Origin of the sequence: Kribbella sp. NPDC049174 (genome assembly GCF_043197365.1) — a bacterium.
Lineage (GTDB): Bacteria > Actinomycetota > Actinomycetes > Propionibacteriales > Kribbellaceae > Kribbella.
In genome coordinates this window covers 1-23,439 of record NZ_JBICSZ010000015.1, presented here as the reverse complement: position 1 = coordinate 23,439, position 23,439 = coordinate 1, and the positions used below count along the sequence as shown (strand labels likewise).

22 protein-coding genes are annotated in these 23,439 nt (G+C 67.5%); 11 read left to right on the top strand and 11 right to left on the bottom strand.

The features are described 5' to 3' along the window. Positions 1 to 69: 69 nt before the first annotated feature. From ACGFIF_RS41245 to ACGFIF_RS41235, 3 genes are all read left to right on the top strand, one after another. Positions 70 to 546, top strand: a complete 477-nt coding sequence (locus ACGFIF_RS41245) for a hypothetical protein (protein WP_393162799.1) — start codon at positions 70 to 72, stop codon at positions 544 to 546. Continuing rightward, on the top strand, positions 543 to 2,675 hold the full coding sequence (locus ACGFIF_RS41240) for a bifunctional polysaccharide deacetylase/glycosyltransferase family 2 protein (protein ID WP_393162797.1): 2,133 nt from the start codon (positions 543 to 545) through the stop codon (positions 2,673 to 2,675). The genes ACGFIF_RS41245 and ACGFIF_RS41240 overlap by 4 nt, the downstream gene beginning before the upstream one ends. A gap of 106 nt (positions 2,676 to 2,781) precedes the next feature. Further along, positions 2,782 to 3,720, top strand: a complete 939-nt coding sequence (locus ACGFIF_RS41235) for a zinc metalloprotease (RefSeq protein WP_393162795.1) — start codon at positions 2,782 to 2,784, stop codon at positions 3,718 to 3,720. Between the two features lie 47 nt (positions 3,721 to 3,767). Here ACGFIF_RS41235 and ACGFIF_RS41230 read toward each other — a convergent pair whose 3' ends face one another. Continuing rightward, positions 3,768 to 4,439, bottom strand: a complete 672-nt coding sequence (locus tag ACGFIF_RS41230) for a TetR/AcrR family transcriptional regulator (protein WP_393162793.1) — start codon at positions 4,437 to 4,439, stop codon at positions 3,768 to 3,770. Between the two features lie 85 nt (positions 4,440 to 4,524). Here ACGFIF_RS41230 and ACGFIF_RS41225 point away from each other — a divergent pair, with 85 nt between their 5' ends. Continuing rightward, positions 4,525 to 5,217, top strand: coding sequence for a DUF4386 domain-containing protein (locus ACGFIF_RS41225; protein ID WP_393162791.1), 693 nt, complete (start codon positions 4,525 to 4,527; stop codon positions 5,215 to 5,217). On the opposite strand, the gene ACGFIF_RS41220 is transcribed toward ACGFIF_RS41225, so the two are convergent. Beyond that, positions 5,186 to 6,859 (bottom strand): alpha-amylase family protein, encoded by a 1,674-nt coding sequence (locus ACGFIF_RS41220; RefSeq protein ID WP_393162789.1) that lies wholly within the window; start codon positions 6,857 to 6,859, stop codon positions 5,186 to 5,188. The genes ACGFIF_RS41225 and ACGFIF_RS41220 overlap by 32 nt on opposite strands. Positions 6,860 to 6,937: 78 nt before the next feature. Between ACGFIF_RS41220 and ACGFIF_RS41215 the strand changes: the two genes are divergently transcribed. The 3 genes from ACGFIF_RS41215 to ACGFIF_RS41205 all read left to right on the top strand — a co-directional run bounded on the left by ACGFIF_RS41215 (position 6,938) and on the right by ACGFIF_RS41205 (position 10,063). Then, positions 6,938 to 7,705 (top strand): S1 family peptidase, encoded by a 768-nt coding sequence (locus tag ACGFIF_RS41215; RefSeq protein WP_393162787.1) that lies wholly within the window; start codon positions 6,938 to 6,940, stop codon positions 7,703 to 7,705. A gap of 127 nt (positions 7,706 to 7,832) precedes the next feature. Beyond that, entirely contained in the window at positions 7,833 to 9,410 is a 1,578-nt protein-coding gene (locus tag ACGFIF_RS41210) for a flavin monoamine oxidase family protein (RefSeq protein WP_393162785.1), read from the top strand. Further along, positions 9,407 to 10,063 (top strand): Rid family hydrolase, encoded by a 657-nt coding sequence (locus ACGFIF_RS41205; protein WP_393162783.1) that lies wholly within the window; start codon positions 9,407 to 9,409, stop codon positions 10,061 to 10,063. Before ACGFIF_RS41210 ends, ACGFIF_RS41205 begins: the two co-directional genes overlap by 4 nt. A 7-nt stretch (positions 10,064 to 10,070) precedes the next feature. On the opposite strand, the gene ACGFIF_RS41200 is transcribed toward ACGFIF_RS41205, so the two are convergent. Further along, the gene (locus tag ACGFIF_RS41200) at positions 10,071 to 10,295 is read right to left on the bottom strand and encodes a hypothetical protein (protein ID WP_393162781.1); all 225 of its coding nucleotides are present in this window, start codon (positions 10,293 to 10,295) and stop codon (positions 10,071 to 10,073) included. Between the two features lie 92 nt (positions 10,296 to 10,387). Here ACGFIF_RS41200 and ACGFIF_RS41195 point away from each other — a divergent pair, with 92 nt between their 5' ends. From ACGFIF_RS41195 to ACGFIF_RS41185, 3 genes are all read left to right on the top strand, one after another. Beyond that, positions 10,388 to 11,278, top strand: a complete 891-nt coding sequence (locus ACGFIF_RS41195) for an LLM class flavin-dependent oxidoreductase (RefSeq protein WP_393162779.1) — start codon at positions 10,388 to 10,390, stop codon at positions 11,276 to 11,278. Further along, positions 11,275 to 11,652 (top strand): cupin domain-containing protein, encoded by a 378-nt coding sequence (locus ACGFIF_RS41190; RefSeq protein ID WP_393162777.1) that lies wholly within the window; start codon positions 11,275 to 11,277, stop codon positions 11,650 to 11,652. The genes ACGFIF_RS41195 and ACGFIF_RS41190 overlap by 4 nt, the downstream gene beginning before the upstream one ends. A gap of 128 nt (positions 11,653 to 11,780) precedes the next feature. After that, positions 11,781 to 12,272, top strand: coding sequence for a hypothetical protein (locus ACGFIF_RS41185; protein ID WP_393162775.1), 492 nt, complete (start codon positions 11,781 to 11,783; stop codon positions 12,270 to 12,272). Here ACGFIF_RS41185 and aceB read toward each other — a convergent pair. From aceB to ACGFIF_RS41155, 6 genes are read right to left on the bottom strand one after another with little or no spacing between them, the layout of a single operon-like run. Then, a complete protein-coding gene (gene aceB, locus ACGFIF_RS41180) occupies positions 12,269 to 13,831 on the bottom strand; it encodes a malate synthase A (RefSeq protein WP_393162773.1) in 1,563 nt (520 codons plus the stop codon). The two genes, ACGFIF_RS41185 and aceB, sit on opposite strands and share 4 nt — an antisense overlap. Before the next feature lie 10 nt (positions 13,832 to 13,841). Then, complete coding sequence (locus ACGFIF_RS41175) at positions 13,842 to 15,884, bottom strand: beta-galactosidase (RefSeq protein WP_393162771.1); 2,043 nt, start codon at positions 15,882 to 15,884, stop codon at positions 13,842 to 13,844. Continuing rightward, positions 15,881 to 17,341, bottom strand: coding sequence for a hypothetical protein (locus ACGFIF_RS41170; RefSeq protein ID WP_393162769.1), 1,461 nt, complete (start codon positions 17,339 to 17,341; stop codon positions 15,881 to 15,883). Before ACGFIF_RS41170 ends, ACGFIF_RS41175 begins: the two co-directional genes overlap by 4 nt. Beyond that, a complete protein-coding gene (locus ACGFIF_RS41165) occupies positions 17,338 to 18,153 on the bottom strand; it encodes a carbohydrate ABC transporter permease (protein ID WP_393162767.1) in 816 nt (271 codons plus the stop codon). Before ACGFIF_RS41165 ends, ACGFIF_RS41170 begins: the two co-directional genes overlap by 4 nt. Next, positions 18,150 to 19,097 carry a carbohydrate ABC transporter permease gene (locus ACGFIF_RS41160; RefSeq protein ID WP_393162765.1) on the bottom strand — a complete coding sequence of 316 codons (948 nt, stop codon included), beginning with the start codon at positions 19,095 to 19,097 and terminating at the stop codon, positions 18,150 to 18,152. Before ACGFIF_RS41160 ends, ACGFIF_RS41165 begins: the two co-directional genes overlap by 4 nt. A gap of 5 nt (positions 19,098 to 19,102) precedes the next feature. Continuing rightward, positions 19,103 to 20,404, bottom strand: coding sequence for an ABC transporter substrate-binding protein (locus ACGFIF_RS41155; protein WP_393162763.1), 1,302 nt, complete (start codon positions 20,402 to 20,404; stop codon positions 19,103 to 19,105). 134 nt (positions 20,405 to 20,538) lie between these two features. Between ACGFIF_RS41155 and ACGFIF_RS41150 the strand changes: the two genes are divergently transcribed. Next, the gene (locus ACGFIF_RS41150) at positions 20,539 to 21,549 is read left to right on the top strand and encodes a LacI family DNA-binding transcriptional regulator (protein WP_393162761.1); all 1,011 of its coding nucleotides are present in this window, start codon (positions 20,539 to 20,541) and stop codon (positions 21,547 to 21,549) included. Here the strand turns inward: ACGFIF_RS41150 and ACGFIF_RS41145 are convergent. Both ACGFIF_RS41145 and ACGFIF_RS41140 read right to left on the bottom strand, forming a co-directional pair. After that, entirely contained in the window at positions 21,546 to 22,403 is an 858-nt protein-coding gene (locus tag ACGFIF_RS41145; RefSeq protein WP_393162759.1) for an LLM class F420-dependent oxidoreductase, read from the bottom strand. The two genes, ACGFIF_RS41150 and ACGFIF_RS41145, sit on opposite strands and share 4 nt — an antisense overlap. After that, positions 22,400 to 22,954 carry a TetR/AcrR family transcriptional regulator gene (locus ACGFIF_RS41140; RefSeq protein ID WP_393162976.1) on the bottom strand — a complete coding sequence of 185 codons (555 nt, stop codon included), beginning with the start codon at positions 22,952 to 22,954 and terminating at the stop codon, positions 22,400 to 22,402. Before ACGFIF_RS41140 ends, ACGFIF_RS41145 begins: the two co-directional genes overlap by 4 nt. Between the last annotated feature and the right edge of the window lie 485 nt (positions 22,955 to 23,439).

The window sequence follows — 23,439 nt, the reverse complement described above, 5'->3', positions numbered from 1 at the left end:
GTGATGCAAGCGTTTGACGCAGTGGGGCGGGTTTTGGAGTACCGGTGAGGCTAGTAAGATCTCGCGCTTGTGAAGTCGCCCTCCGTCCGGCGGCCGGTTTTCTTGGACTCGACCGGGCGTCGCCATCGAGCCATCCGGCGCGGCGGTGCGTTGCTCGCCGTACCTGTTGTGGGGTACCTGATCCTGCTGGTCAGCAGTCTGCTCGGTGGACCGAGTCTGGACACTCCGCTCGTTCCGTTGCCGGAGGCCGGGAAGCCGGCGGTCGAGAAGCCGCTGGTGCCGCCTGGGCCGGCCGCCGTGCAGTCCGAGCGTCCGAGCGAGTCGGCCGTGACGCCGGACCGCGCAACCGAGCCGACGAGCACACCCACTTCGAGTAGTACGCCGGTCCCGAGCAGCACGCCCACCGTCGTACCCACCCCGACGATCGCGCCGACCACTCCGGTGACCGGATCACCCACCACCCCACCGGGTAAACCCACTACCGCACACGCCAGCAACAAGCCGACCGTGCCGCCTGGTCGGACCAAGTCGCCGTCCAGGCCGTGAGTCGTCCGGTCGCGCGACGCGCGAAACCCGTCCCGCTGCGCACCCACTGGGTCGTGCTGACTGTGCTGCTCGTCTGTCTGTCGAGCATGCTGGTTCTGCACGGCTACACGCATCACATGTTCGGCACCGAGCCCGACGGCGCGGTCACGGCCGGCGGGCCGGCCGGCGCCGTACCGCGGAAGGTCGTCGACGGCGGTCCGGTGATCGACGCGCGGCCTGCCGACATCCGCTCGGTCCGGCCCGCCGCGCGGACCATCGCGCTGACCTTCGACGACGGCCCGGATCCGGTCTGGACCCCGAAGGTGCTCGATCTGCTCAAGGCCCAGAAGGTCCATGCGACGTTCTTCGTCGTCGGCACCGAGGTCGCCGCCCACCCGGAGATCGCCCGGCGGATTGTTGCCGAAGGCCACCAAATCGGCGTGCACACGTTCACCCACGCGAACCTGGGTACGGCGGCCGGCTGGCGCCGATCGCTCGAGCTGCGGCAGAGCCAGCTGATCCTGGCCGGCGCGACCGGGATGAGTACGCCGCTGCTGCGACCGCCGTACTCGTCCGAGGCGAACGCGCTGACCAACGCCGACTGGACCTCGATCGAGGCGGCTCGCCAGGCCGGCTACCTGACCGTGCTGAGCACACAGGACAGCGAGGACTGGCGGCGACCGGGGACCACCAAGGTGATCGCCAACTCGATGCCGCGCGGGACCGCGGGGCAGGTGCTCCTGATGCACGACGCGGGTGGCGACCGGAGTGAGACCGTCGCCGCGCTGGCCAAGCTGATCCCGACGCTGAAGTCGCGTGGGTTCAAGTTCGCGACCGTGAGCGACTCGGTGGGGCTGCCGCAGCCCGTGCACAAGGCCAGCCTGATCGAGCGTGGGCGTGGCCTGGCAGCCATTGGGGCGCTGCGGATCAGTGACGGCGTCCTGACCCTGCTGACGTGGTTCCTGTACGCCGCCGGCGCGCTGAGCGTGCTCCGCGCGATCACCACCGTGGTCGCGGCGCGGCGGCACGCCCGGCAGCGGGACTGGTCGTGGGGTGACCCGGTGACCGAGCCCGTCAGCGTGATCGTCCCGGCGTACAACGAGAGCGCCGGGATCGAAGCGGCCATCCGGTCACTGGTCGCGTCGGACCACCCGATCGAGGTGATCGTGGTCGACGACGGTTCGACCGACGGTACGGCGGACATCGTCGAGGCACTGCGTATCCCGGGCGTCCGCGTGATCCGGCAGCGGAACGCGGGGAAGCCGGTCGCCCTCAACACCGGGCTGCAGGCTGCACACTTCGACCTGATCGTCATGGTCGACGGCGACACGGTGTTCGAGCCGGACGCGGTCCGGATGCTGATCCAGCCCTTCGCCGACCCATCCGTCGGAGCCGTGTCGGGTAATGCGAAGGTCGGCAACCGGCGAGGGCTGCTGGGTCGCTGGCAGCACATCGAGTACGTGGTCGGCTTCAACCTGGACCGGCGGCTGTTCGACCTGGCCGAGTGCATGCCGACCGTGCCCGGTGCGGTCGGCGGCTTCCGTCGTACGGCGCTGGAACGGATCGGCGGGCTCAGTGACGTGACACTGGCGGAGGACACCGACCTGACGATGGCTCTGTGCCGGGACGGGTGGCGGGTCGTCTACGAGGAGCGTGCGGTCGCGTGGACCGAGGCGCCGGCGTCGCTGGGTGCGCTGTGGCGGCAGCGGTACCGCTGGTGCTACGGCACGTTGCAGGCGATGTGGAAGCACCGTGGTGCGTTGGTGCAGCGCGGTCAGGCCGGCAAGCTCGGCCGACGCGGTCTGAGCTACCTCCTGATGTTCCAGGTGCTGCTGCCGCTCCTGGCGCCGGTGGTCGACGTGTTCGCCCTCTATGGCCTGCTCTTCCTCGATCCGCTCCGGGTGGGGCTGGTCTGGCTGGGCTTCCTGGCCTTGCAGTTCGCCATGGGTCGCTATGCGTTCCACCTGGATAGTGAGCGGGCTGGACCGCTGTGGACGCTGCCGCTGCAGCAGTTCGTCTATCGGCAGCTCATGTACCTGGTCGTCATCCAGTCGGTGTTCACCGCCCTCGCCGGCTCCCGCCTCCGCTGGCAAAGGATGGAACGCTACGGAAGCCTGCGCTCCCCTGCGAGCACCGAAGGTTTTCCCTAGACCGCGGGGAATTTGGCGGTGATCGCTTCCGGAGACGGGAAGTTGTTGCGGAGGATGCCGGGCAACCGGCCGCCCGCCCAGCGGCCCGACCCGGAGGAGCGCATCCATGCGATCTTTCATCACCCGTCCCCGCGCCCTGGCGGTCATGCTGGCCGGTACGGCGCTCGTCTTCAGCCCACTCGGTGGTCAGGCGACCGCCAAACTCCCCGCGGACCAGGCAGCCGACTGCTTCGTCCCGTCGGCCAGTGCGTCCGCCAAGGGTGGCCACGGTCCGGACACCCGGGACGTGTCGGCCGCCGAGCAGAAGGCGATCGAGGCCCGGACCGCACAGCTGCTGAAGGCAAAGGCTGCCCGCGGTATCGCCGTACCGAAGGGTGCGCTGGCGGCCGCGACCGTGCCGGTCTACGTCCACGTGATGCGCGACGCAGCCGGCGCCGGTGACGTCACCGACAGCCAGATCGCGCAGCAGATCACCGTACTGAACAACACGTTCGCCGGCGGAGAGTCCTCGGCCGCGGCGAACACCGGCTTCACCTTCACGCTGGCCGGGACATTCCGCTACAACAACAACCAGTGGCACAAGGACAAGCAGAGCAGCACGTACCGCAAGCAGACCCGCAAGGGCGGCGCGAACGCGCTGAACATCTGGCTGGTCGACTTCGCCTACCTCGGGATCGCCACGTTCCCGTGGGACTACGACCGCAGCCCCGGTGTCGACGGCATCCGGGTGCACTACGACTCGCTGCCGGGCGGCAGCATCGCCAACTACAACCTGGGCGAGACCGCCACCCACGAGGCCGGCCACTGGTTCGGGCTGTACCACACCTTCCAGGGCGGCTGTACGACCACGAACGACGAGGTCTCGGACACGCCGGCGCAGAGCAGCTCCACCAACGGCTGCCCGGAGGGCCGTGACTCCTGCTCACTGCCGGGCCTCGACCCGATCCACAACTACATGGATTACTCGTACGACTCCTGCTACAACCAGTTCACCTCAGGCCAGAGCACCCGCATCAGCAGCATGTGGACCGCTTACAGGGCTTAAGGTCTAGACGTGGCCACCCCGGCATGCGTGGCCGGGGTGGCCACCTTTCACGTCGGGTCGATGCCGTCGAGCAGGCGGTGCAGCCCCCAGAGGTACTGGTCCGTGGTGATGTAGCGCGACATCGTCGGCGCCGCCGCGGCCGATCGCGGGAACACCTCCGCCGGGATCTGAGCGAACCCGGCCCGCCGGCGCGCCACCCGATCATCCTCCGGCGGCAGCGGCCCGGGGCCGGTCTCGTCGGCGACCTCGAGGGCGATCGCTCCCAGGACGTACACGATCAGCAGGTACGTCGCCCGGGCCGCGTCGGCAGGCTCGACGCCGGCACCGATCAGCAGATCCAGCAAGCGTTCGTTCAGCGCGGTCGCGCGCGGGCCGTCCATCGGACCGCTCATCAGCAACGCGGCCGCCCCCGGGTGCGCGACCAGCCGACGGCGAAGCTCCACCGCGAGCGCCTCCACCCGATCCCGCCACGGCTTGCCCTCGTCGGCGAACTCACCGGCATCCGCCTCGCCCAGCAGTTTCTCCACCAGCGCGCGGACCACCGCCCCCTTGTCGGGGAAGTAGGTGTAGACCGCGTTCGGCGCGACTCCGACCTTCGCCGCGATCCCGCGGATCGACGCGGCCGCCGGCCCGCCCTCGTCCAGCAGCACCAGCGCCGCGTCGAGAATCTCGTCCTCACTCAACGTCCGCCGCGGCCCCGGCCGGCCTCTTGTCGCCATCCACGCCTCCTAACTCTGGACAGCGTACAGGATTAGATGCAGACTAACTCTGTACGCCGTACAATTTCGTCGGAAGGCACCCGTCATGCGCCGGATCACCGGAGTTCTGTTCATCGTCAGCGCGGTCAGCTTCGCCGTCGCCGCGACCGTTCTGTCCGCCACCTTCGACTGGCCGGACATCCTGCGCGAACCGGCCGACGAGGTGCTCACCTCGTTCGCCGCGGGCGGATCGAGCCTGGTCTGGACCTGGTTCGCCACCGCCTGGACCTACGGACTGCTCGCGATCCCGATCCTGATGTTGCCCAGAGCAATCAATCGGGAGAGCTCGACCCTGCTCCGGGTGGCGACCGCGATCGGCGCCGCCTCGGTCCTGCTGGCCCTGATCGGCTTCCTACGCTGGGTCTTCGTCGTGCCGCCGCTGGCCCGGGCGTACGCCGAGGGCGATCCGGCGGTCGTCGCCGCGTGGACCGCTCAGCACCAGTACGGCGGAGCACTATTGGGCGAGCACCTCGGCCAGATCCTCGCGATCATGTGGAGCCTCGGCGTCAGCGTGGTCATCCTCCGCACCAACGCCCTGCCCCGCTGGATCGGCTGGGCCGGGCTGGCGGCGAGCCTGCTCTACCTGGTCAACCAAGGTGATGTGCTCGCCACCGCTCTGCCCGACTTCCCGGTCTGGGAACCGGCCGGATTCGTCGGCAGCACGGCCTGGGGACTGTGGACCGTCCTGCTCGGTCTCGCGCTGATGCTCAGACGATATAGCGATCGCCCGGGCGGATGATCCGGAGCCAGCGGGCGCCGTAGGGCTCCAGTTCGATCTCGAGCACGCCGTCCTCGCCGACGTTCGTCGTACGGTCCTCGAGAAGGTCGACTGCTCGCACACCGACTCCCGTGCCGGCCACCGCGAGGGTCGTGCGGGTGGGTTCGGCGCCGAAGTTGTGGACAGCGACGATGCGGCCGTCCTCGCAGTCCGAGCGGTGGGCGAACACAGTCGGCGACTGGTGCTCGAGGATGGTGCAGTCACCCCAGGAGAGCTCGGGGCACTCGCGGTACCGCTGGGCGAGGAGCTTGATCCAGTTGAGGAGTGACTCGGGGTCGCGACGCTGGGCCACGACGTTGACGTGCTCGGGGCTGAAGTCGCCCTCGGGGACGGCGGCGGCGAGGTCGTTCGGGTCCGCGGTCGAGAATCCGCCGTTCGCGTCGGCCGTCCACTGCATCGGCGTACGGACCGCGTTCCGCCCTTCGATGGCGAGGTTCTCGCCCATACCGATCTCCTCGCCGTAGAACAGCACCGGCGTACCGGGCAGCGAGAACAGCAGGCTGTAGACCATCTTGAGCCGGGCCGGGTCGTTGTCGAGCATCGGCGGCAGCCGGCGGCGCAGACCGCGGCCGTACAGCTGCATGGACTTCTCGGGGCCGAAGGCGTCGAAGACCTCCTGCCGCTCCTCGTCGGACAGCTTGTCCAGCGTGAGCTCGTCGTGGTTGCGAACGAACGTGCCCCACTGCGCCTCCTCCGGCGGATCCGGACGCTCCCGCAGCGCCTTCGCCAGCTCGGCCGGGTTGCTCCGCGCCAACGACAGGTAGAGCCGCTGCATCCCGATGAAGTCGAAGGACATGGTCAGCTCGTCAGCGTCCTCGTCACCGAAGAAGGTCCGGGTGTCCTTGTACGGCAGGTTGACCTCACCGAGCAGCATCGCCTGCCCGCTCCGCCGGGACAGGAAGGCCCGCAGGTCACGCAGGTAGTCGTGCGGGTCCGGCAGGTCGGCCACGTCGAGCGAGCCCGCCGGGTCGATCAGGAACGGTACGGCGTCCACCCGGAACCCGGACAGCCCCAGTTGCAGCCAGAAGCCGATCACTCGCATGATCTCTTCGCGCACCGCGGGGTTCGTGATGTCGAGATCCGGCTGGTGCTTGTAGAACCTGTGCAGGTAGTACTGGCCGGCCTTCTCGTCGTACTGCCAGAGACTGTCCTCCTGGTCCGGGAACACGATGCCCTTGTCCGCATCCGCCGGCGGCTCGTCCCGCCAGACGTACCAGTCCCGGTACGGCGACTGCCGCGAAGCCCGCGCGCTCTGGAACCACGGATGCTGGTCGGACGTGTGGTTGACGACCAGGTCGGCGATCACCCGCATGCCCCGATCCTGGGCGAGCGTGATCAGCTCGACGAGATCGCCGTGCGTGCCCAGCCGCGGATCGACACCGTAGAAGTCGGTGATGTCGTAGCCGTCGTCGCGGTCCGGAGTCGGGTAGAACGGCATCAGCCACAGGCAGGTCACCCCCAACTCGGCCAGGTGGTCAATCCGCTGACTGACCCCGCGCAGATCACCGCGCCCGTCGCCGTCGGTGTCGAAGAAGGTCTCGACATCCAGGCAATACACCACTGCGTTCTTCCACCAGACATCCGCGGTTTCTGTCAGCCTCATGGCTCCCTGTCCCCACCGCGCGAGGAACTACACTGACACTTGCGTAATCAAACGGTCACTTGGAGTAAGTTCGTTGGCATGCTGAGACGGGCTGTTGTGCTTGCCGGGGTTCTTCTGCTGGTGTCCGCCGGGGCGGTGTCGGCTTCGGTCGACAAGCGGGTGATCGTCGGTGGGACGTTGGCGAGTGTCAGTGAGGCGCCGTGGGCGGTGGCGTTGACGAACTCGCAGTCGTCGCGGCCGACCGGGCGGTGGTGTGGTGCCGTTCTGGTGGCGCCGGACAAGGTGCTGACGGCCGCGCATTGCATGGTCAAACCGGTGTCGACGTACACGGCGGTCCAGGGCCGGGCCGAGTTGAGTGACGACTCGACCGGGCGGGTGTCCGGGATCAGCAAGGTGTGGATCCATCCGGGCTACAACACGAAGAACAACCGCAACGACTTCGCCGTCCTCACCCTGGCCCAACCGTTCACGCAGGTCCCGGTGATCGCGCTCGAGACCAACCCGAAGGCTGACCGGAAGGGCGCCGTACCGACCGTGTACGGCTGGGGCGACACCGCGGACACCGGACCGGACGACACCCTGCAGAAGGTCGCCGTACCCGATCTCGGCGACGACACCTGCCTGGCGAACAAGGAGTACGTCGCCAACGGGTACGCCGCCGCGTCGAACGTCTGCGCCGGCAACGGCACCGGCGACGCCTGCCAGGGCGACTCCGGCGGCCCACTCGTTCTCAACGGACGCCTCCTCGGCACCGTCTCCTGGGGCAAGGGCTGCGCCGACCCTGCTTTTCCCGGCGTTTACGCGGAAATCGCACCCGTCGTCAAGGCACTCGGCGCCCAGCTCTGAACAGGTTCGTTAACCCGAAACATACCTGTCAGTACCGGTCGCAGCTCCTCATCAGACGGACACAGGGCAGAAACACCAAGTCCTTACCTTTCTGTGCAGCTACTTAGTTGCCCAGTGAGGAGAAGGCATGGCGCAGACCAGACGTCAGTTCCTGCAGCAGGTCGGTATCACCGGTGGAGCCGGTGTCATGTATTCCACGATGTCGGCGCTCGGCCTCACGGGCGTCGCCGAGACTCCCGCGTACGCCGCTCCGTCGCGGGTCGAACTGAACGGCCGCGGCAAGCACATCGTCATCCTCGGTGCCGGGATCGCCGGACTGACCTCGGCGTACGAACTGCTGAAGGCCGGTTACAAGGTCACCCTGCTGGAGGCCCGCAAGCGCCCCGGCGGCCGGAACTGGACGGTCCGCGGCGGCACCGTGGAGACCGACCTGGCCGGGAACACCCAGCGGGCGACGTTCTCTCCCGGCGAGTACATGAACGCGGGCCCGGCCCGCCTGCCGCAGCACCACGTGACGCTCGACTACTGCCGCGAGCTCGGCGTCGCGATCGAGCCGTTCGTCAACCAGAACGCGGACGCGTACCTCTACCGCGAGGGCACCACAGCCCTGTCCAACAAGCCGATCCGGCACCGCACCGCCAAGGCGGACGTCTACGGCTACGTCGCCGAGATGCTGGCCAAGGCCACCGATCAGGGCGCGCTCGACGGCCGGCTGACCGGGACCGACAAGGAGGCGCTGATCGGGTTCCTCAGCAGCTTCGGCGCGATCGGGAACAAGGCGGCCGGGTTCGCCTACACCGGCGCCGGCGGCCGGCGCGGCTACGAGATCGAACCCGGTGCGGGGATGGAGGGCGGTACGACGGCCGCGCCGTACGCACTCAGCGACGTGTTCGCCAGCGGCGTCGGCAACTACTTCTCGTTCGAGTTCGGCTGGGACCAGGCGATGATGATGTTCCAGCCGGTCGGCGGGATGGACCGGATCCCGTACGCGTTCGAGAAGGCGATCGGCCGGGAGAAGATCCAGTACGGCGCCGAGGTGACCGGTCTGCACAACACCGCGGCCGGTGTCCAGGTCACCTACCAGACCGGAGCGCGGACCCGGGTGATCACCGCGGACTACGCCATCTGCACGCTGCCGCCGCACCTGGCCGCGAAGGTTCCGTCCAACCTGCCCACGCCGATCATCGAGGCGCTGAAGTACGCCCGTCCGACGAACGCGGGCAAGATCGGCATCGAGTACGGCCGGCGCTGGTGGGAGGAGGACCACCGGATCTACGGCGGGATCACCAACAGCAACCTCGACACGGTCAACACCTGGTACCCGTCGACCGGCTTCCACGGCAGGCGCGGCACCGTGATCGGCTACTACAACACCGGCGCCAACGCCAACGTGTACGGCGCGCTGACACCGGCCGCCCGGCTGGACCGAGCCCTGATGCAGGGCACCAAGATCCACGGTGACGTGTACGGCAAGGACGTCAAGGCGTCCTTCTCGGTGAACTGGCTCGGGACCAAGTACTCCGAAGCGGCCTGGGTCAGCTGGCCGTCCCAGACCGACGGGATCTACGCCCGGCTGCTCGAGGCCACCGGCAACATCTACTTCGCCGGCGACCACCTGTCCCACACCATCGCCTGGCAGCACGGCGCGATGGTGTCCGCCCGGGCGGCTGTGACCGCCCTGCACAGTCGGGTGACCAGCAGATGAAACACAAACTCCTGATCGGGTTCGTCGTCGTGGTGATCGCCTCGTGCTCGTTCACCGCCGGAGCCGCCGGCTGGTGGAACAAGCCGAAACCGCCCAACCCCGGCACGGTCGTACCGGTGCTGCCGGCCGGCCAGGCCAACCCGATGATCGCCAACGGTGTCGGCATCGGGGCCAACACACCGATCTACAAGACCAGCGGGCTCGGCCCTTCGGCACTCAACCCGGGCGCTCCCGCGGGGTCGGAAGCGGCGTACATCGACACTGTGGTCTTCCCGGGTGGGACGCTGCCGGCGGGCGTCACCATCACCGAGGCCCAGGGCATCAACGTGCTCCGGCGGATCGGCGAGAACCTGCAGGCCCAGGGTCTCTCGTACGCCGATGTCTACACGATGCGGGTGTTCCTGCAGAACGCGTCCGGCGCCGCCACCGCCGACTTCGCCGGCTGGAACCGCGCCTACCGCCAGTACTTCGCCAACACCGACCTCACCACCGGTCAGTACGTCCCTGTCCCACTCGGCACGGCGGCCCCCGCCAAACCGTTCGTGGTCAACAAGTCTCGCCCCTCGCGCTTCGCCCTGGAGATCGAGAACCTCCCGGTGAACGGCTGGCTCGTCGAGGTCGAGGTCGACGCCGCCTACCCCACCAAGCGCTGAACAGCGGTTACAGCACCGCGCCTCGTGGCGCGACCTCAACGGCGGCGACTCCTCGTGCGTACAGCACGAGGAGTCGACCGCCATGTTCGCACTGAAGCATGCCGGCTTCGCCCGCCAATGCGGCGACAGCGTGCGCGACAACTTCGTCATCATCGGCCGCGCCAGACTCCTCGTAGGTGACATCCAGGTGGTCACCGCTGATGAGCCGGACCCGCAACACAATGCTCGCCATTCTCGCAGCCTAGGCGCGCCGCCCCGTCGTTGACAGTGCGCCCGGCGGGCCACAGGCTGCAGTCAACGGCGTCGGCCGTGGGAGGAGGGCCCATGCGGCACGGGATCTACTTGCCGAACCAAGGGGCTTTCGCTGACGTGAGTGTGCTCGTGGAGCTGGCGCAGTCGGCTGAAGCGGCCGGATGGGACGGACTCTTCATCTGGGACGAACTGCTGCCCCTGCACCCGCACACGGACGCGGTCCGAGAAGCGCTCGGTGAGTCCGACGACGTGGCCGACGCGATGGTGGCGCTGACGGCGGTGGCCGGGGCGACTGAGCGGATCCGCTTCGGGACTCTGGTCACGGCGGTTGCCCGGCTGCGGCCGGAGGCGTTCGCACGCCAGGCGGTGACGCTGGATCGGCTGTCAGCAGGCCGCTTGGTGCTCGGGGTCGGCCTCGGTCACCCGGATGACCAGTTCACCGCGTTCGGGATGGACGTGGATCTGCGGACCAGGGCGGCGATGGTCGACGAGTTCCTCGAACTGGTGGACCGCCTGTGGACCGGCGAACGGGTCGACTTCGAAGGCGAGCACTACACCTGCCGCGATGTCTCCCTCCAACCCACGCCGCTCCAGCACCCCAGAATCCCGATCTGGATCGGCGCCGGCGGCTCTTTCCGCCCACCCCGCCGCCGAGCCGCCCGGTGGGACGGGTTCGCCCCAGCCAGCGAGCAGTGGCCGACGGTGGTGATCCCGGCCGAAACCTACGCCGACATCGCCGAGGACATCCGGGCCGTCCGGACCTCCGATACGCCGTACGACGTCGTCCTCATCGGCAACGCCGACGCGACCGAACCCACCCCCGCCACGATCCCGCAGTACGAACGCTCCGGCGTCACCTGGCTTCTCACCCAGGCCCTCACCGTCCCCGATGCCCGCGCCCGCATCCGCCACGGTCCACCCGCTGGCGGCAGCGCTTCGGGCGGAGGCAGACTGCTGGCATGAGTGAGCCTGCTCGGGTGATCAAGGCAGGGGACCTGGTGGCCGCCGATCCGACGTCCGGGATGCTGCGGATGCGGGCGTTCGAGCTGCCGATCCTGTGGTCCGGGCAGGTGATCACCGAGCCCGGCGCAGTCTCGGGCTGGCATCACCACGACAAGAACGAGAGCAGTCTCTACATCGTGTCCGGCGTACTGCGGCTGGAGTTCGAGGGGAGTGACGAGTACCTCGACGCCGTGGCCGGCGACTTCGCGCACGTGCCGGCGTTCACGGTGCACCGGGAGAGCAATCCTTCCGGTGCACCGTCGCTGGCGATCATCGCCCGGGCCGGCGGCGGTATCCCCACCGTGAACGTCGACCCACCCGAGCGATTCCTCTAGCCGGGCAGGCCAACGCCGCACTATCTCGGTTGTCAGAGCTGTTCGTCTGCTGGCAGGCTCCCAGCGGCTGCCGATGGAGGCAGTCACCTGGAGGGGGAGCCTTGCTCGGAGCCTTCGGGGTCGACCACATGCTCAGGTACATCGCGGAGAACAAACCCGACTACGCCGACGAGTCGGAGAAAGCGCTGTCGAGACGGGAGCTGGACTCCGCCCTCACCGCCGTCCCCGCTCCCGGTCTGCGACAGTTGCCGGCGGCGTGCGCCGACAGCAAGCGCAAGGTCGGCGTGATCAGCGACCTCTCGGAAGACGCCGTGGCGGCAACGGTGCGAGCGCACTCGCTCGAGTTGCACGTCGGCACGATCTCCGCGCGACGAGGGCTCGACCTCGCCGTGTTCGACACGGGGCATGCCGCCGAGAGGGCGGCAGATCAGCTCGGCGTCCCGGTCAGCTCCTGCTTGTTCGTTGGTGGTCGTTGGACCAGGATCCGCGCCGCTCAGGAGGCCGGTGCGGTCGGACTGGGTTGTGAGTGTGGGCGTGAACCTCGCAAGTCCCTCGCCACGCCACAGGTTCCGGTGGTACCGAACCACGCGACGCTGATCCAAGCGCTACTTGCCGCTTAGGAGAAGCGTTCGTACGCCGGCAGTGTCAGGAAGTCGACGTAGTCGTCGGCCAGGGCTACCTCGAGGAAGAGGGCCCGGGCGGACTGGTAGCGCAGGTACTGGTCGAGTTTGGCGATCTCCTCGTCGGCGATTCGTTCGACGAGTTCGGTGGTGACGGTTTCGCCGGTGTCCAGGACGACGCCGTTCTGACGCCACTGCCAGATCTGGGAGCGGGAGATCTCGGCGGTGGCGGCGTCCTCCATCAGGTTGAAGATGCCGACCGCACCGAGACCATCGAGCCACGCGGCCAGGTACTGGATGGCAACGCTCACGTTGTTGCGCAGCCCGGCCTCGGTGACCTCGCCCGGTGTGGCAGCGACGTCCAAGAGCTGCTCAGCGGTGACGTGGACGTCCTCGCGAAGCTTGCCCAGCTGGTTCGGCTCCGACCCCAACACCGAGTCGAAGACCGTCCGGCACGTCTCGACCATGCCGGGGTGCGCGACCCACGACCCGTCGAAGCCGTCACCGGCCTCGCGCCGCTTGTCCGCCTCGACCTTGGCGAACGCCTGCTCGTTCACCGCCGGGTCCTTGCTCGGGATGAACGCCGCCATCCCGCCGATCGCGTGCGCGCCGCGCTTGTGGCAGGTCCGGACCAGCAGCTCGGTGTACGCGCGCATGAACGGCACCGTCATCGTGACGCTGTTGCGGTCCGGCAACTGGAAGTCCGCACCCCGGGTCCGGTGCGTCTTGATCACGCTGAACATGTAGTCCCAACGGCCCGCGTTCAGCCCGGCCGAGTGCTCCCGCAGCTCGTACAGGATCTCCTCCATTTCGAACGCGGCCGGGTAGGTCTCGATCAACACGGTCGCCCGGATCGTGCCGCGCGGAATACCCAGGTATTCCTGCGCGGTGACGAACACGTCGTTCCACAGCCGCGCCTCCAGATGCGACTCCATCTTCGGCAGGTAGAAGTACGGCCCTTGGCCGCGGTCGATCTGCAACTGACCGCAGGCGGTCAGATAGAGCGCGAAATCGACCAGCGACCCGGACACCGGTGAACCGTCCACCTGGATGTGCTTCTCCGGCAGGTGCCACCCACGCGGCCGGACCACGATCGTCGCCAGCTCCTCGTCCGGCTTCAGCTCGTACGACTTGGCGTCGGTGCTGAAGTCGATCCGCCGGGTGATCGCGTCGAGCAGATTCAGCTGGCCGCCGATCACGTTCTCCCACAGCGGGGTGTTCGCGTCCTCCTGGTCGGCCAGCCACACCTTCGCGCCCGAGTTCAGCGCGTTGATCGTCATCTTCCGGTCGGTCGGCCCGGTGATCTCCACCCGCCGGTCCACCAGTCCGGGCGCCGCCGGCCCGACCCGCCAGTCCGGGTCGTCCCGCACGTCCTTGGTCTCCGGCAGGAACCCCAGCGACGCGCCGGCCGCGATCTCGGCGACCCGCTCCCGGCGACGCTCGAGCAGCTCCTGCCGCCGCCCGTCGTACTCCCGGTGCAACTGCTCGATCAGCCCGAGCGCGCGCTCGGTGAGGATCTCGTCGTACCGCTCGTTCATCGGCCCGGTGACGTCTGGCACAAGAGACTCCTTAGCTGAGAACCACGACTTCGTGATCGGTGATGCGGTCTACCCCGACCGTAATCCAGCCGTCCTGCTCGTTCACGTCCGCCTCCACACCGGCGACCAGGAAACGAGCCCTGCTGCCGGTCGCACGGACCCTGACGGTGAACGGCCCGGACGGCGTGAGCTCCTCCAGCCGGCCGCGCCACGCGCCGCCCTGGTCGAGGTTGACCAGGTGCAGGACGTGCGTGTCGCCCTGCTTGTAGAGCTGGCAGTCGAGTACGCCGGCGCCCTCGACCTGCAGCGGGATGTCGTCCCGGGCCGCCCACCGGACCAGGTTCGCCAGCAGCCGGCCGTGATCGGGATGGTGGTACTGCGCGTACAGCCGGTCGAGGTCGGCCGCCAGGTACGCCGTGCTCTCGCCGAGCACCAGTGCCGGGATGTCGGTCCGCGGCTCGGCCATCCACGACTTCTCCGGCGGATAGATCGGGAACGGCGGTACATACGTCACCGCCGGCCCGGAGGCCCGGACGACCTCCAACTGCCCACCGAACGGCAGCACGTCCGTGTCGTCGAACCCAGCCGCGATCCCCCGATCCTCGATCCGCAGATAGGTATGGGCGTCGTACGTCTCCCAGTCGACCTTGCCCGCCTCGAACCGTTTGCCCTCGTGATGGACGCCGAGCAGTTCGGCCAGCGCGAAGTCGTCGCGCCGATCGCCCCACTCGTCGTACAGGCTGGACTCGCCGGTCACCACGAGCCGCCCGCCACCCTCGACGTACGCCGTCAACGCCGCGCACTGTGCGTCGGTGAGAACACCGACGTTCGGGACGATCAGGACGGCGAAGGACGAGTCGATCTCGTGGGTCGGCAGATACGGGATCCTGGCCCGGATCAGCGCGTCCACCCAACCGCGATAGGGCAACTGACTCGTCATCTCCGGATCGGCCTTGCCGTGGAAGTCCACACTGCGCTGACTCCACAGCAGGCCGACCGTGGCGACGGGCTCCCGGTTCACGAGGTAGTCCTGATGCTCGAAATGCCAGCCGAACAGCGGCTCGGCCGTCGCATACTGCCGCCGGTCCTCGTGCACCGAGCCGATGTGGTGCCACCACGGCTGGATGCCGCCGGCGAACCCCTCGAGCGCCCACATCCGGGCCTCCGGCTCGGGTTTGCTCCCGAGCCGGAACGTCGGCGTCCCGGCGTCGTACATGGCCGTGCTCTCCGGGATCAGCGTGTCCCAGCCGAGCAGCCCGTGCAGCCGCTTGCCACTGTCCGCGTTGGCCTGGAAGCCGCTCTCGTCGTGCCGCCACTGCGAGTCGAGCAGGAAGATCGGCGCCCGCTTGCAGATCTCCACGTCGTCGCGCAGTCGCTTGCTCTGCGCAACGACCTCACCGCCGTTCATACCGATCCACAGGCAGTCCGGTCCGCCGGCCCGCTGAGTCACCTCGTTGTTCAGGTCCCACACCGCGAGCCGCCGGTCGTAACTCCAGCGGATCCATTGCCGGTACGCCGGATCCGCCCAGTCGACGCCCGCCGGCAACTCCTGGCCGAAGCTGTCCCGGCAGTTCGGGCAGTAGCAGATGGAGTCCCGGCCGAGGCCGCTCCAACTGTTGTCCGTGATCCCGTCCGGTGCGCTGCGCTCGATGATCTCCTCGAGGATCCCGGTCAGGAAGTCCCGGTAGTACGGCCCGGTGACACAGGCGACGTACAGCTTCCCGGCGCGATAAGGGTTGCCGTCGGCATCGACCGCGAACCAGTCCGGGTGCGCGTCGTACAACTGCTGGTGGGCCCGGTTGGAGTCCATCCGGGCCAGCACGGTCAGCCCGTCCGCCTTCGCCAGCTCGACGATCTCGCCGTACAGGTCGCGATCACCGAGGAACTCGGCCCGGTGCTGCAACTCGAACCGGCTCGGGTAGTACGCGACAATACCGCCGGCGTTCACGATCACGCCCTGCACCCGGGTACGACGCCAGTGCTCGCGCCACCACTCGGCGTCGTACCGGGCCGGGTCCTTCTCGGTCAGGTTGGTCTGCGCCCACCGGAAGGTGCGCTGGTACCAAGGTTTCACTGGAGACTCCGGACGGCATCCCCGGCGCCGGACAGGTTCTCCAGCAGCATCTCGGAGTACTTCCGGCTGAGTACGACGCCCTCCGCGCCGCCCTCGAACGCGGCCAGCGTCGCGTCCCGGACCGACTCCCGTGTGCAGGCGGTCAACTCGCCCTCGTTGTCGTCCCAGTTGATCTTGGTGCCGAGGTCACGGGGCTTCTCGAGCCGCTCCTTCGTGACGCCGACCGGGATGTCGATGTCGATACCCGGGTAGATCTTGCTCTGCCCACCGACACCGGCGACGGCCCGCTCGGTCTCCCGCCGTACGTAGTCCGCGGTGAAGCCGGACTGCGGCAGCTTCTCGTAGTCGCCCTCGTCGAGTTGCAGCAGCTTCATCATCAACGGGTAGACGTCCTCCGGGTCCGCGTCGGCGAACAGCGCGCCGCAGATGCTCTTCACCCAGGTGAAGAACCGCGGCCCGGCACAGTTGTTGTAGATGACGACCTTGATGAAGTCGGAGAACTTCGCCATCTCGGTGTAGTCCTGGTCAGCCCGGTAGAACGGGCTGAACGAGATGTTGTGGTAAACGTGCCAGCCGACCTGCACCTCGGGCGAGATCGCCTTGGCGACACCGTAGATGTCGCGGTACAGCTGCCGCTGACTCTCGGTCCACAGCGTCTGCCAGGCGAGCACCTCGGGGTAGTTCAACAGGATCCGCCAGAACGTCACGAACGCGCCGTCGACCGGCCGCTCACCGGCGCCGACCCGCTGGTTCCACTCGACCAGCTCGCGGTAGCCACGCATCGCGCGGTCGACGTCGATCCCGCGATCGCGGCCGAACTGCTTGCAGTGCGGGCAGAAGCAGCCGACCTCGGCCACGTCGACCGTGCCCTGCATCAGCATGTTCAGCGGACCCGGCCGCTCCGAGCACCAGGCGAGCCCGTCGAGCTCATAGCTCTGCAGGTAGTCCTCGACGAACCCGAGGTGCCAGTTGCGGTAGTCCGGGTTGTTGAAGCACGGCCGGCGACCGGGCCGGCCCCACGCGTCCACCTCGAGCACCTTGACGAAGTTCGGGTAGGTCCGCAGCTGACGGGCCCCACCGCTCTCCTCCATCCAGGCGAACGACTGCATCCCGCGCTCGCGCGCCTTCGGCACCACCTCGGCGAGCAGGTCGAGCTCCGGGTGCTCCGGTGCCCGGCCGGCCGCACCGAGCACGGTGTTGCCGTAGTACTGCGGATGCGGCGTCGCGTAGTTGCCGCCGACCCACCCGAGGTCGTAGTCCGATCCGCCGTGGTCGGGGATCGGGTGGCCGGGGATCTGGCGTCCGCCGGTGCCCCGGGTCCAGGTCGGTGTGGCCAGGAACAGCGCGTTCACCGCGCCGCGCTCGGCCAGGATGTCCAGTGTCTGGTCGACCCCTTCGTCGACGAACGAAACCGCTCCGATCTGCATGGCAACGAGCCGGTCCGGCACGGTGCTCACCCCTTCATTCCTGTCATCGTGATGCCCTGGATGAAATAGCGCTGTGCAAAGAGGAAGACGGCGATGACGGGGACCACCGAGACGGTCGCCCCGCACATCAGCAGACTGATCTGGGTGAAGTACTCGCCCTGGAACTGGGCGAGTGCCACCGGCAACGTCTGCAGGTTCTCGGAATTGATGTAGATCAGCGGACCGAACAGGTCGTTCCACGACTCGAGGAAGGTGAACACCCCGATCGCGGCCAGCGCCGGCTTGGTCTGCGGCAGCATGATCCGCCAGTAGATGCCGAACGTGGACGCCCCGTCGATCTTGCCCGCGTCCTCGAGCTCCTGCGGGATGGTCAGGAACGACTGCCGCATCAGGAACGTCGCGAACACCGGGGTGAGCACCTTCGGCACCCACAGCGGGTACTGCGTGTCCACCCAGCCGATGTGGCGGAACACGATGTATTGCGGGATCAGGTAGGCGATCCCCGGGATGATCGAGGTCGCCAACAGCACCATGAACGCGAAGTCCCGGCCGGCGAACCTCAGCCGCGCGAACGCGTAGCCCGCCATCGACGCGACGATCAGGATGCCGACCACGTTCAGCCCGGCCAGTTTCACGCTGTTCCACAGGAACATCGGGATCAGTTCGAAGATCTGCCGGTAGTTGTCCCACTGCGCGTCGCTGGGCAGGAACTGCGGCGGCACCGACAGCACCTTCGCCTCCGGCCGCAGCGACGCACTGATCATCCAGACCAATGGCGCCAGGAAGGCCACCGCGAACAGCGACATCACCAGGTACTGCGAGGTCTTGCTCACCAGCCTCATGAGTAGAACACCCACCTCTTCTGGAGCTTCCACTGCAGGAAGGTGACGGCGGCGATCACCGCGAAGAGGATCCAGGCCATGGCCGAGGCGTAGCCGATCTTCCCGAAGCTGAACGCGTTCTGGTAGATGTTGAAGATGTAGACGCTGGTGGCGTGGCCGGGCCCGCCCTTGGTCATCACGTAGATCAGGCCGAACACCTGGAACGACGTGATGAACTGCGTGATCAGCAGGAACAGGAAGTGCGGTGTCAGCAACGGCAGTGTGATGAACCGCAGCCGCTGGAACGCTCCGGCCCCGTCGATCTTCGCGGACTCGAAGTACTCGTTCGGGAGGCCCTGGAGACCCGCGAGCAGGATGATCATCGGATAACCGATGCCCTGCCAGACGCTGACCACGATCACCGCCGGCATCGCCCAGGTCGAGCTCGACAGCCACTGCGGCCCGGTCACGCCGACCTGGCTCAGCAGCCCGTTGACCACCCCGTTGTCCGGCTGGAAGAACCAGAACCAGACGAACCCGATCGCGACCACGTTCGTCACGTACGGCGCGAAGTACGCCGTCCGGAAGAACGCGACACCGCGGATCGGCCGGGCACACAGCAGTGCCAGCACCAGACCGATCCCGATCGTCAACGGAATGCTCGCCAGGGTGAAGTAGACGGTGTTCTTGAACGTCTGCAGGAACAGCGGGTCGTCGCCGAACAGATCGGTGAAGTTCTTGATCCCGACGAACTTCGGTGCCGAGATGCCGTTCCAGTCGGTCAGGGACGCGCCCATCGAGACCAGGATCGGGAAGAACTGGAAGGCCACCACACCGACCACGATCGGACTGATGAACAGCCAGCCGACCAGGTTCTGCTTGCGGCGCGCCCGCCGTACCTCGGCCCGGTGGTCCGGCACCTCGGCCTCGATCGCCGGCGGCCTGGTTGGTGTTGTCGTTGCCATCGACATCAACCCTTCAAGGCGTTCTCCACCTGTGGCTTGATCTGGTTGAGGACGTCGCCGACCGGCTTCTCGCAGTTGTAGGCCTGGTCCAGCGCGGGCCGGTACAACTCACGGGCGCCGAGCGTGTTCTTGGTCTGGTTGGTCGCGGTCAGGTGCTCCGCGGCCTCGCCGAACAGCCCGATGTGCTCGGGCATCTTCCCGTCCGGCGCGAGCTGGGCGGCGACCTTCTTGTTGATCGGGGTGAACGCGCCGCCCTGCAACAGGATCTTGCCGCCCTCCTCACCGGCCAGGAACTTGAGCAGCGCCCAGGCCTGGTCCGGATTCTTGGCCGCCTTCGGGATGCAGAACACGATCACGCTGGCCTCGGTCTTCTGCTCCACATCGGCCGGCGGCGGCGCGACGTCCCAGGTGAAATCCTTCACCGTCGTCCGCATGTACGGAACCGTGCCGAAGGTCGCGTACATCATCGCGATCTTGCCCTGGGCGAACAGCTGGTTCTGCACGTTGTCCTGCTGCAGTGCGGACCACGGCGGCTGCACTTTGTCCTTGCAGGTCAGATCGGTTGCCCACTGCAGGGCTTCGACCTCCTTGGCGCCGGGCAGCGTGAACTGCGACCCGTCGGTGGAGTAGATGCCGGTCTGACTGCCGTGGTTGACCGTGAACGTCTGCTCGTACCCGGTGTCCAGGTACACCAGAGCGCCGTACTGCTTTTTGGCCGGATCGGTCAGCTTCTTGGCCCGGTCGGCGAAGTCCGCCCAGGTCCAGCTGTCCGGCGACCAGGTCGTCGGCGGCAGCGGTACGCCGGCCTGCTTGAACAGATCGACGTTGTAGAAGATCAGCCGCGGCTCGTAGCCGAGAACCCAAGCCGTGTGCGAGCCGTCCGGCTGCTTGGGGAACTCGTACGCCTCCTTGGCGAACGCAGCCGTGTCCAGACCGTCCTTCTCGATGTACGGCTTCAGGTCGAGCAGTGCTCCCTGCTCGGAGAAGCCGCGGACGAAGTCGTCGTTGATCCGCATCACGTCCGGCGGACTGCCGCCCGCCAGCAGGGTGCGCATCTTGGTGTCGTACTCCTGGGTGACCGCGGGCTGCACGGTGACCGACGTACCGGACGACTTCTCGTACGCCTGGATCGCCTGCTCGAGCGGCGTGCCCTTGACCTGTTGCCAGTTGAGGAAGGTCATTGCCTTCCCGCCACCTGCATTGCCGTTGCCATTACCGCCACAGCCGGCCAGTACACCGCCGGCCGCGAGTCCCGTCAGTCCGGCGAGAAACCTGCGGCGGCTCAGGTTGGAGTGGGTTGTCTGCACCGGAATCTCCCATCCGCGAGGGATGAATACGTATACAATGAATACGTATACACATCTCCGACGGCGTGGTCAACGGCGAGAGGTGACACTCTTCAGTAGGGTTTCGGGTTCTGAGCAGGAGGGGAGGGCGGATCATGACGCGACCACCGACGAGCCGTGATCTGGCTCGCCTGGCCGGGGTCTCACAGGCCACGGTCTCGCGGGTGCTGACCAACAATCCGAAGGTCAACGCGGAGACCCGGGCCCGGGTGCTGCAGGTGCTGAAGGACGCGAACTACACGCCGAACGCACTGGCCCGGGCGATGAAGACCGGCCGGACCGACACGATCGGCGTGTTCATGACCCGGGTCACGAGTCCGTTCCACGCCGAACTGCTGGACGAGATCGGCCGGGTGCTGAGCGCGCTCGGGCTGCACATGATCCTGTGGAACATCGAGCACGACCCGGAGGAGTCGGTCGGCAAGGTGCTCCAGCAGCGGCTGGTCGACGGGTTCCTGCTGACGTCGGCGACGTACGACTCGTCCCTGCACACGATGGCGGTCGAGTCCGGGACACCGACCGTCCTGCTGCACCGCGGCATCGACGGTCTCGACTGCGACCAAGTGGTCGGCGACAACTATCAGGGCGCGTACGACGCCGGCCGCTACCTCGCCGAAGCCGGGCACACCGAGATCGGCCTGGTCACGCTGGCACACACCGGGAACACCTCCCGGGACCGCGACCTCGGCTTCCGCGCCGCCCTCGCCGACGCCGGCCTCCAGATCAAGCCCCGGAACGAGGTCATCGTCGGGGTCCCCCATGCGGACGGCCACGCGGCGGCGCAGAAACTCCTGTCCGCGAAGAAGCCGCCGACCGCGATCTACACCGTCACCGACCTGCTCGCCTTCGGCATCCTCGACGGCGCCCGCGCACTGAACGTCCGCGTCCCCGACGACGTCTGGGTCATCGGCTTCGACAACACCTCACTGGCCGCCTGGGAGTCCTTCGACCTCACCTCGGTCGAACAACCGATCCACGCCATCGTGGAAACCGGCGTAGACCTCCTCCGCCGCCGCATCGAAACCCCCGACCGCCCCACCGAAATCATCACCCTCCCCTGCCCCCTGGAAATCCGAGGCTCCACCGCCAACACCCCGTGGCGTTAACGGAGTCGCGGCAGGACATCTCGCAGTACGGCGGCGTGGTCTTCGGGGCGCTTCAGACCGAGCTTCATGGTGTTGACGGCGAGGTGGGTGGCGCCTAGGTTGCGCCAGCCTTCGACGAAGGCTGGCCAGTCGTTCTCGGGGATCTCGGCGAGCGTGAGGCGAGGTTCGATGCCGATGGTGGCGGGATCGCGGCCGGCTTCGGCGGCGTACGCCCGGAGGCGGTCGACGCGCGCCTTGGCCTCAGCGTCCGGCTCGGTCTGCGGCATCCACCCGTCACCGATCCGGCCGGTACGACGAAGTACCGCCTCCGCACCACCGCCGAACCAGATCGGGATCTGCCTCCCCGGCAGCGGGTTCAACCCCGCCTCATCGATCTGATGGAACCTCCCGTCGTACGAGATGACCGGCTCGGCCCACAGCCGCCGCAGCACATCCACCTGCTCCTCCAGAAAGGCCCCACGCTGCTTGAACGGTACGCCGAGCGCCTGATACTCGACCTGATTCCACCCGATGCCCACCCCCAGCCGCAGCCGACCACCACTCAGCACATCAACCTCAGCGGCTTGCTTCGCAACCAGAGCGGTCTGACGCTGCGGCAGAACCAGCACACCAGTCACCAACTCGACCGACGACGTGAACGCCGCCAGGTATCCGAACAACACGAAAACCTCATGAAACAAGGACTTGTCGGTGTATCCGGTCCAGCCCGGCCGGTTCGTCGGATCTGCGCCAAGCACGTGGTCATACGCGTGCACATGCGTGTACCCGGCCTCCTCGACCGTCGTCGCCCAGTCGCGGACCACGCCCGGATCCGCGCCGATCTCCAACTGCGGGAACACGGCACCGATCTTCACGCGGACGCCTCCGTCAGTAGTTGAATCAATCCCTGGACGGCGAGCTCGAACGGCTCGTCGGAGTTCGCGGCGCGGGCCAGGACATACCCACCCTGCAGCACGGCGGCGATCGTCGCCGCGATCTGATCCGGGTCGAGACTCGACGGATACTCGCCCTTACGTTTGCCCTCAGCAACAATCTCCGCGAGTCGCCCGCGCAACCAACGGAACGTCTCGTCCACCGGCGCCCTCAACTCCGGATCGGCCATCACATCCGGATCCGCGGTCAACCGCCCGATCCGGCACCCGCGCAACACCTCACGGTCCCGCTCGAGGTAGTGCGTGATCCGCTCGGTCGCCGTACCAGGACTCGCGAACTGCCCCTCCGCAGCCTCACGCAACTCCGCCCCCGACCGCTCGATCGCGGCCTTCGCGAGCTGGGCCTTCCCACTGAAGTGGTGATACATGCTGCCCTGCCCAGCATCAGCAGCCCGCTGAATCGCCTTGGGACTTGTCCCGACGTACCCACGCTCCCACAACAATTCCTGAGTACTACGAATCAGCCGCTCCATCGTCTCCACCCCAAAACTGTACCTACCCACAGGTACAACCGCCGCCCTACACCGCCGCACCACTCGAGCCCAAACCACCCCGCTACGCCCGCTCCGTCGCGTGCTCGCAGCTTGCTGCACACGTGTGGACGCCATGCATGATGACGCCCCGGGCAACACATCCAGGCTGAGCACATTCAATGCCCGCTGAGACGAGCTCATCCGAACCTCAGCCATGGCATGACGACGCCATCGTCGAACTCGCATGCACCGAGGATGGCCTGCGGCGTCGTCGCACCGCAGCGCCCATGCCTATCCGGTTTCCGCAACCCGACAGTGTGACGTTTCCCCTTGTGGATAAGGGATTCCGAGCCGCCACGAGTTTGCCCACCACCCACCATCACCTAAGATCGAACACATGTTCGATGGAGATCTGACCATGCTGTCGACGGCCGACCTGCTGGAGTCGGCCGCCGAACACCGTGCCGAGGTCAACCGCCTCGACG

Bases quoted from the DNA above. Each gene is read 5' to 3' on its own strand.
- ACGFIF_RS41235 (WP_393162795.1), top strand. From the start codon at position 2,782: ATGCGATCTTTCATCACCCGTCCCCGCGCCCTGGCGGTCATGCTGGCC.
- ACGFIF_RS41230 (WP_393162793.1), bottom strand. From the start codon at position 4,439: ATGGCGACAAGAGGCCGGCCGGGGCCGCGGCGGACGTTGAGTGAGGAC.
- ACGFIF_RS41225 (WP_393162791.1), top strand. From the start codon at position 4,525: ATGCGCCGGATCACCGGAGTTCTGTTCATCGTCAGCGCGGTCAGCTTC.
- ACGFIF_RS41220 (WP_393162789.1), bottom strand. From the start codon at position 6,859: ATGAGGCTGACAGAAACCGCGGATGTCTGGTGGAAGAACGCAGTGGTG.
- ACGFIF_RS41215 (WP_393162787.1), top strand. From the start codon at position 6,938: ATGCTGAGACGGGCTGTTGTGCTTGCCGGGGTTCTTCTGCTGGTGTCC.
- ACGFIF_RS41210 (WP_393162785.1), top strand. From the start codon at position 7,833: ATGGCGCAGACCAGACGTCAGTTCCTGCAGCAGGTCGGTATCACCGGT.
- ACGFIF_RS41205 (WP_393162783.1), top strand. From the start codon at position 9,407: ATGAAACACAAACTCCTGATCGGGTTCGTCGTCGTGGTGATCGCCTCG.
- ACGFIF_RS41200 (WP_393162781.1), bottom strand. From the start codon at position 10,295: ATGGCGAGCATTGTGTTGCGGGTCCGGCTCATCAGCGGTGACCACCTG.
- ACGFIF_RS41195 (WP_393162779.1), top strand. From the start codon at position 10,388: ATGCGGCACGGGATCTACTTGCCGAACCAAGGGGCTTTCGCTGACGTG.
- ACGFIF_RS41190 (WP_393162777.1), top strand. From the start codon at position 11,275: ATGAGTGAGCCTGCTCGGGTGATCAAGGCAGGGGACCTGGTGGCCGCC.
- ACGFIF_RS41185 (WP_393162775.1), top strand. From the start codon at position 11,781: ATGCTCAGGTACATCGCGGAGAACAAACCCGACTACGCCGACGAGTCG.
- ACGFIF_RS41165 (WP_393162767.1), bottom strand. From the start codon at position 18,153: ATGAGGCTGGTGAGCAAGACCTCGCAGTACCTGGTGATGTCGCTGTTC.
- ACGFIF_RS41160 (WP_393162765.1), bottom strand. From the start codon at position 19,097: ATGGCAACGACAACACCAACCAGGCCGCCGGCGATCGAGGCCGAGGTG.
- ACGFIF_RS41150 (WP_393162761.1), top strand. From the start codon at position 20,539: ATGACGCGACCACCGACGAGCCGTGATCTGGCTCGCCTGGCCGGGGTC.
- ACGFIF_RS41140 (WP_393162976.1), bottom strand. From the start codon at position 22,954: ATGGAGCGGCTGATTCGTAGTACTCAGGAATTGTTGTGGGAGCGTGGG.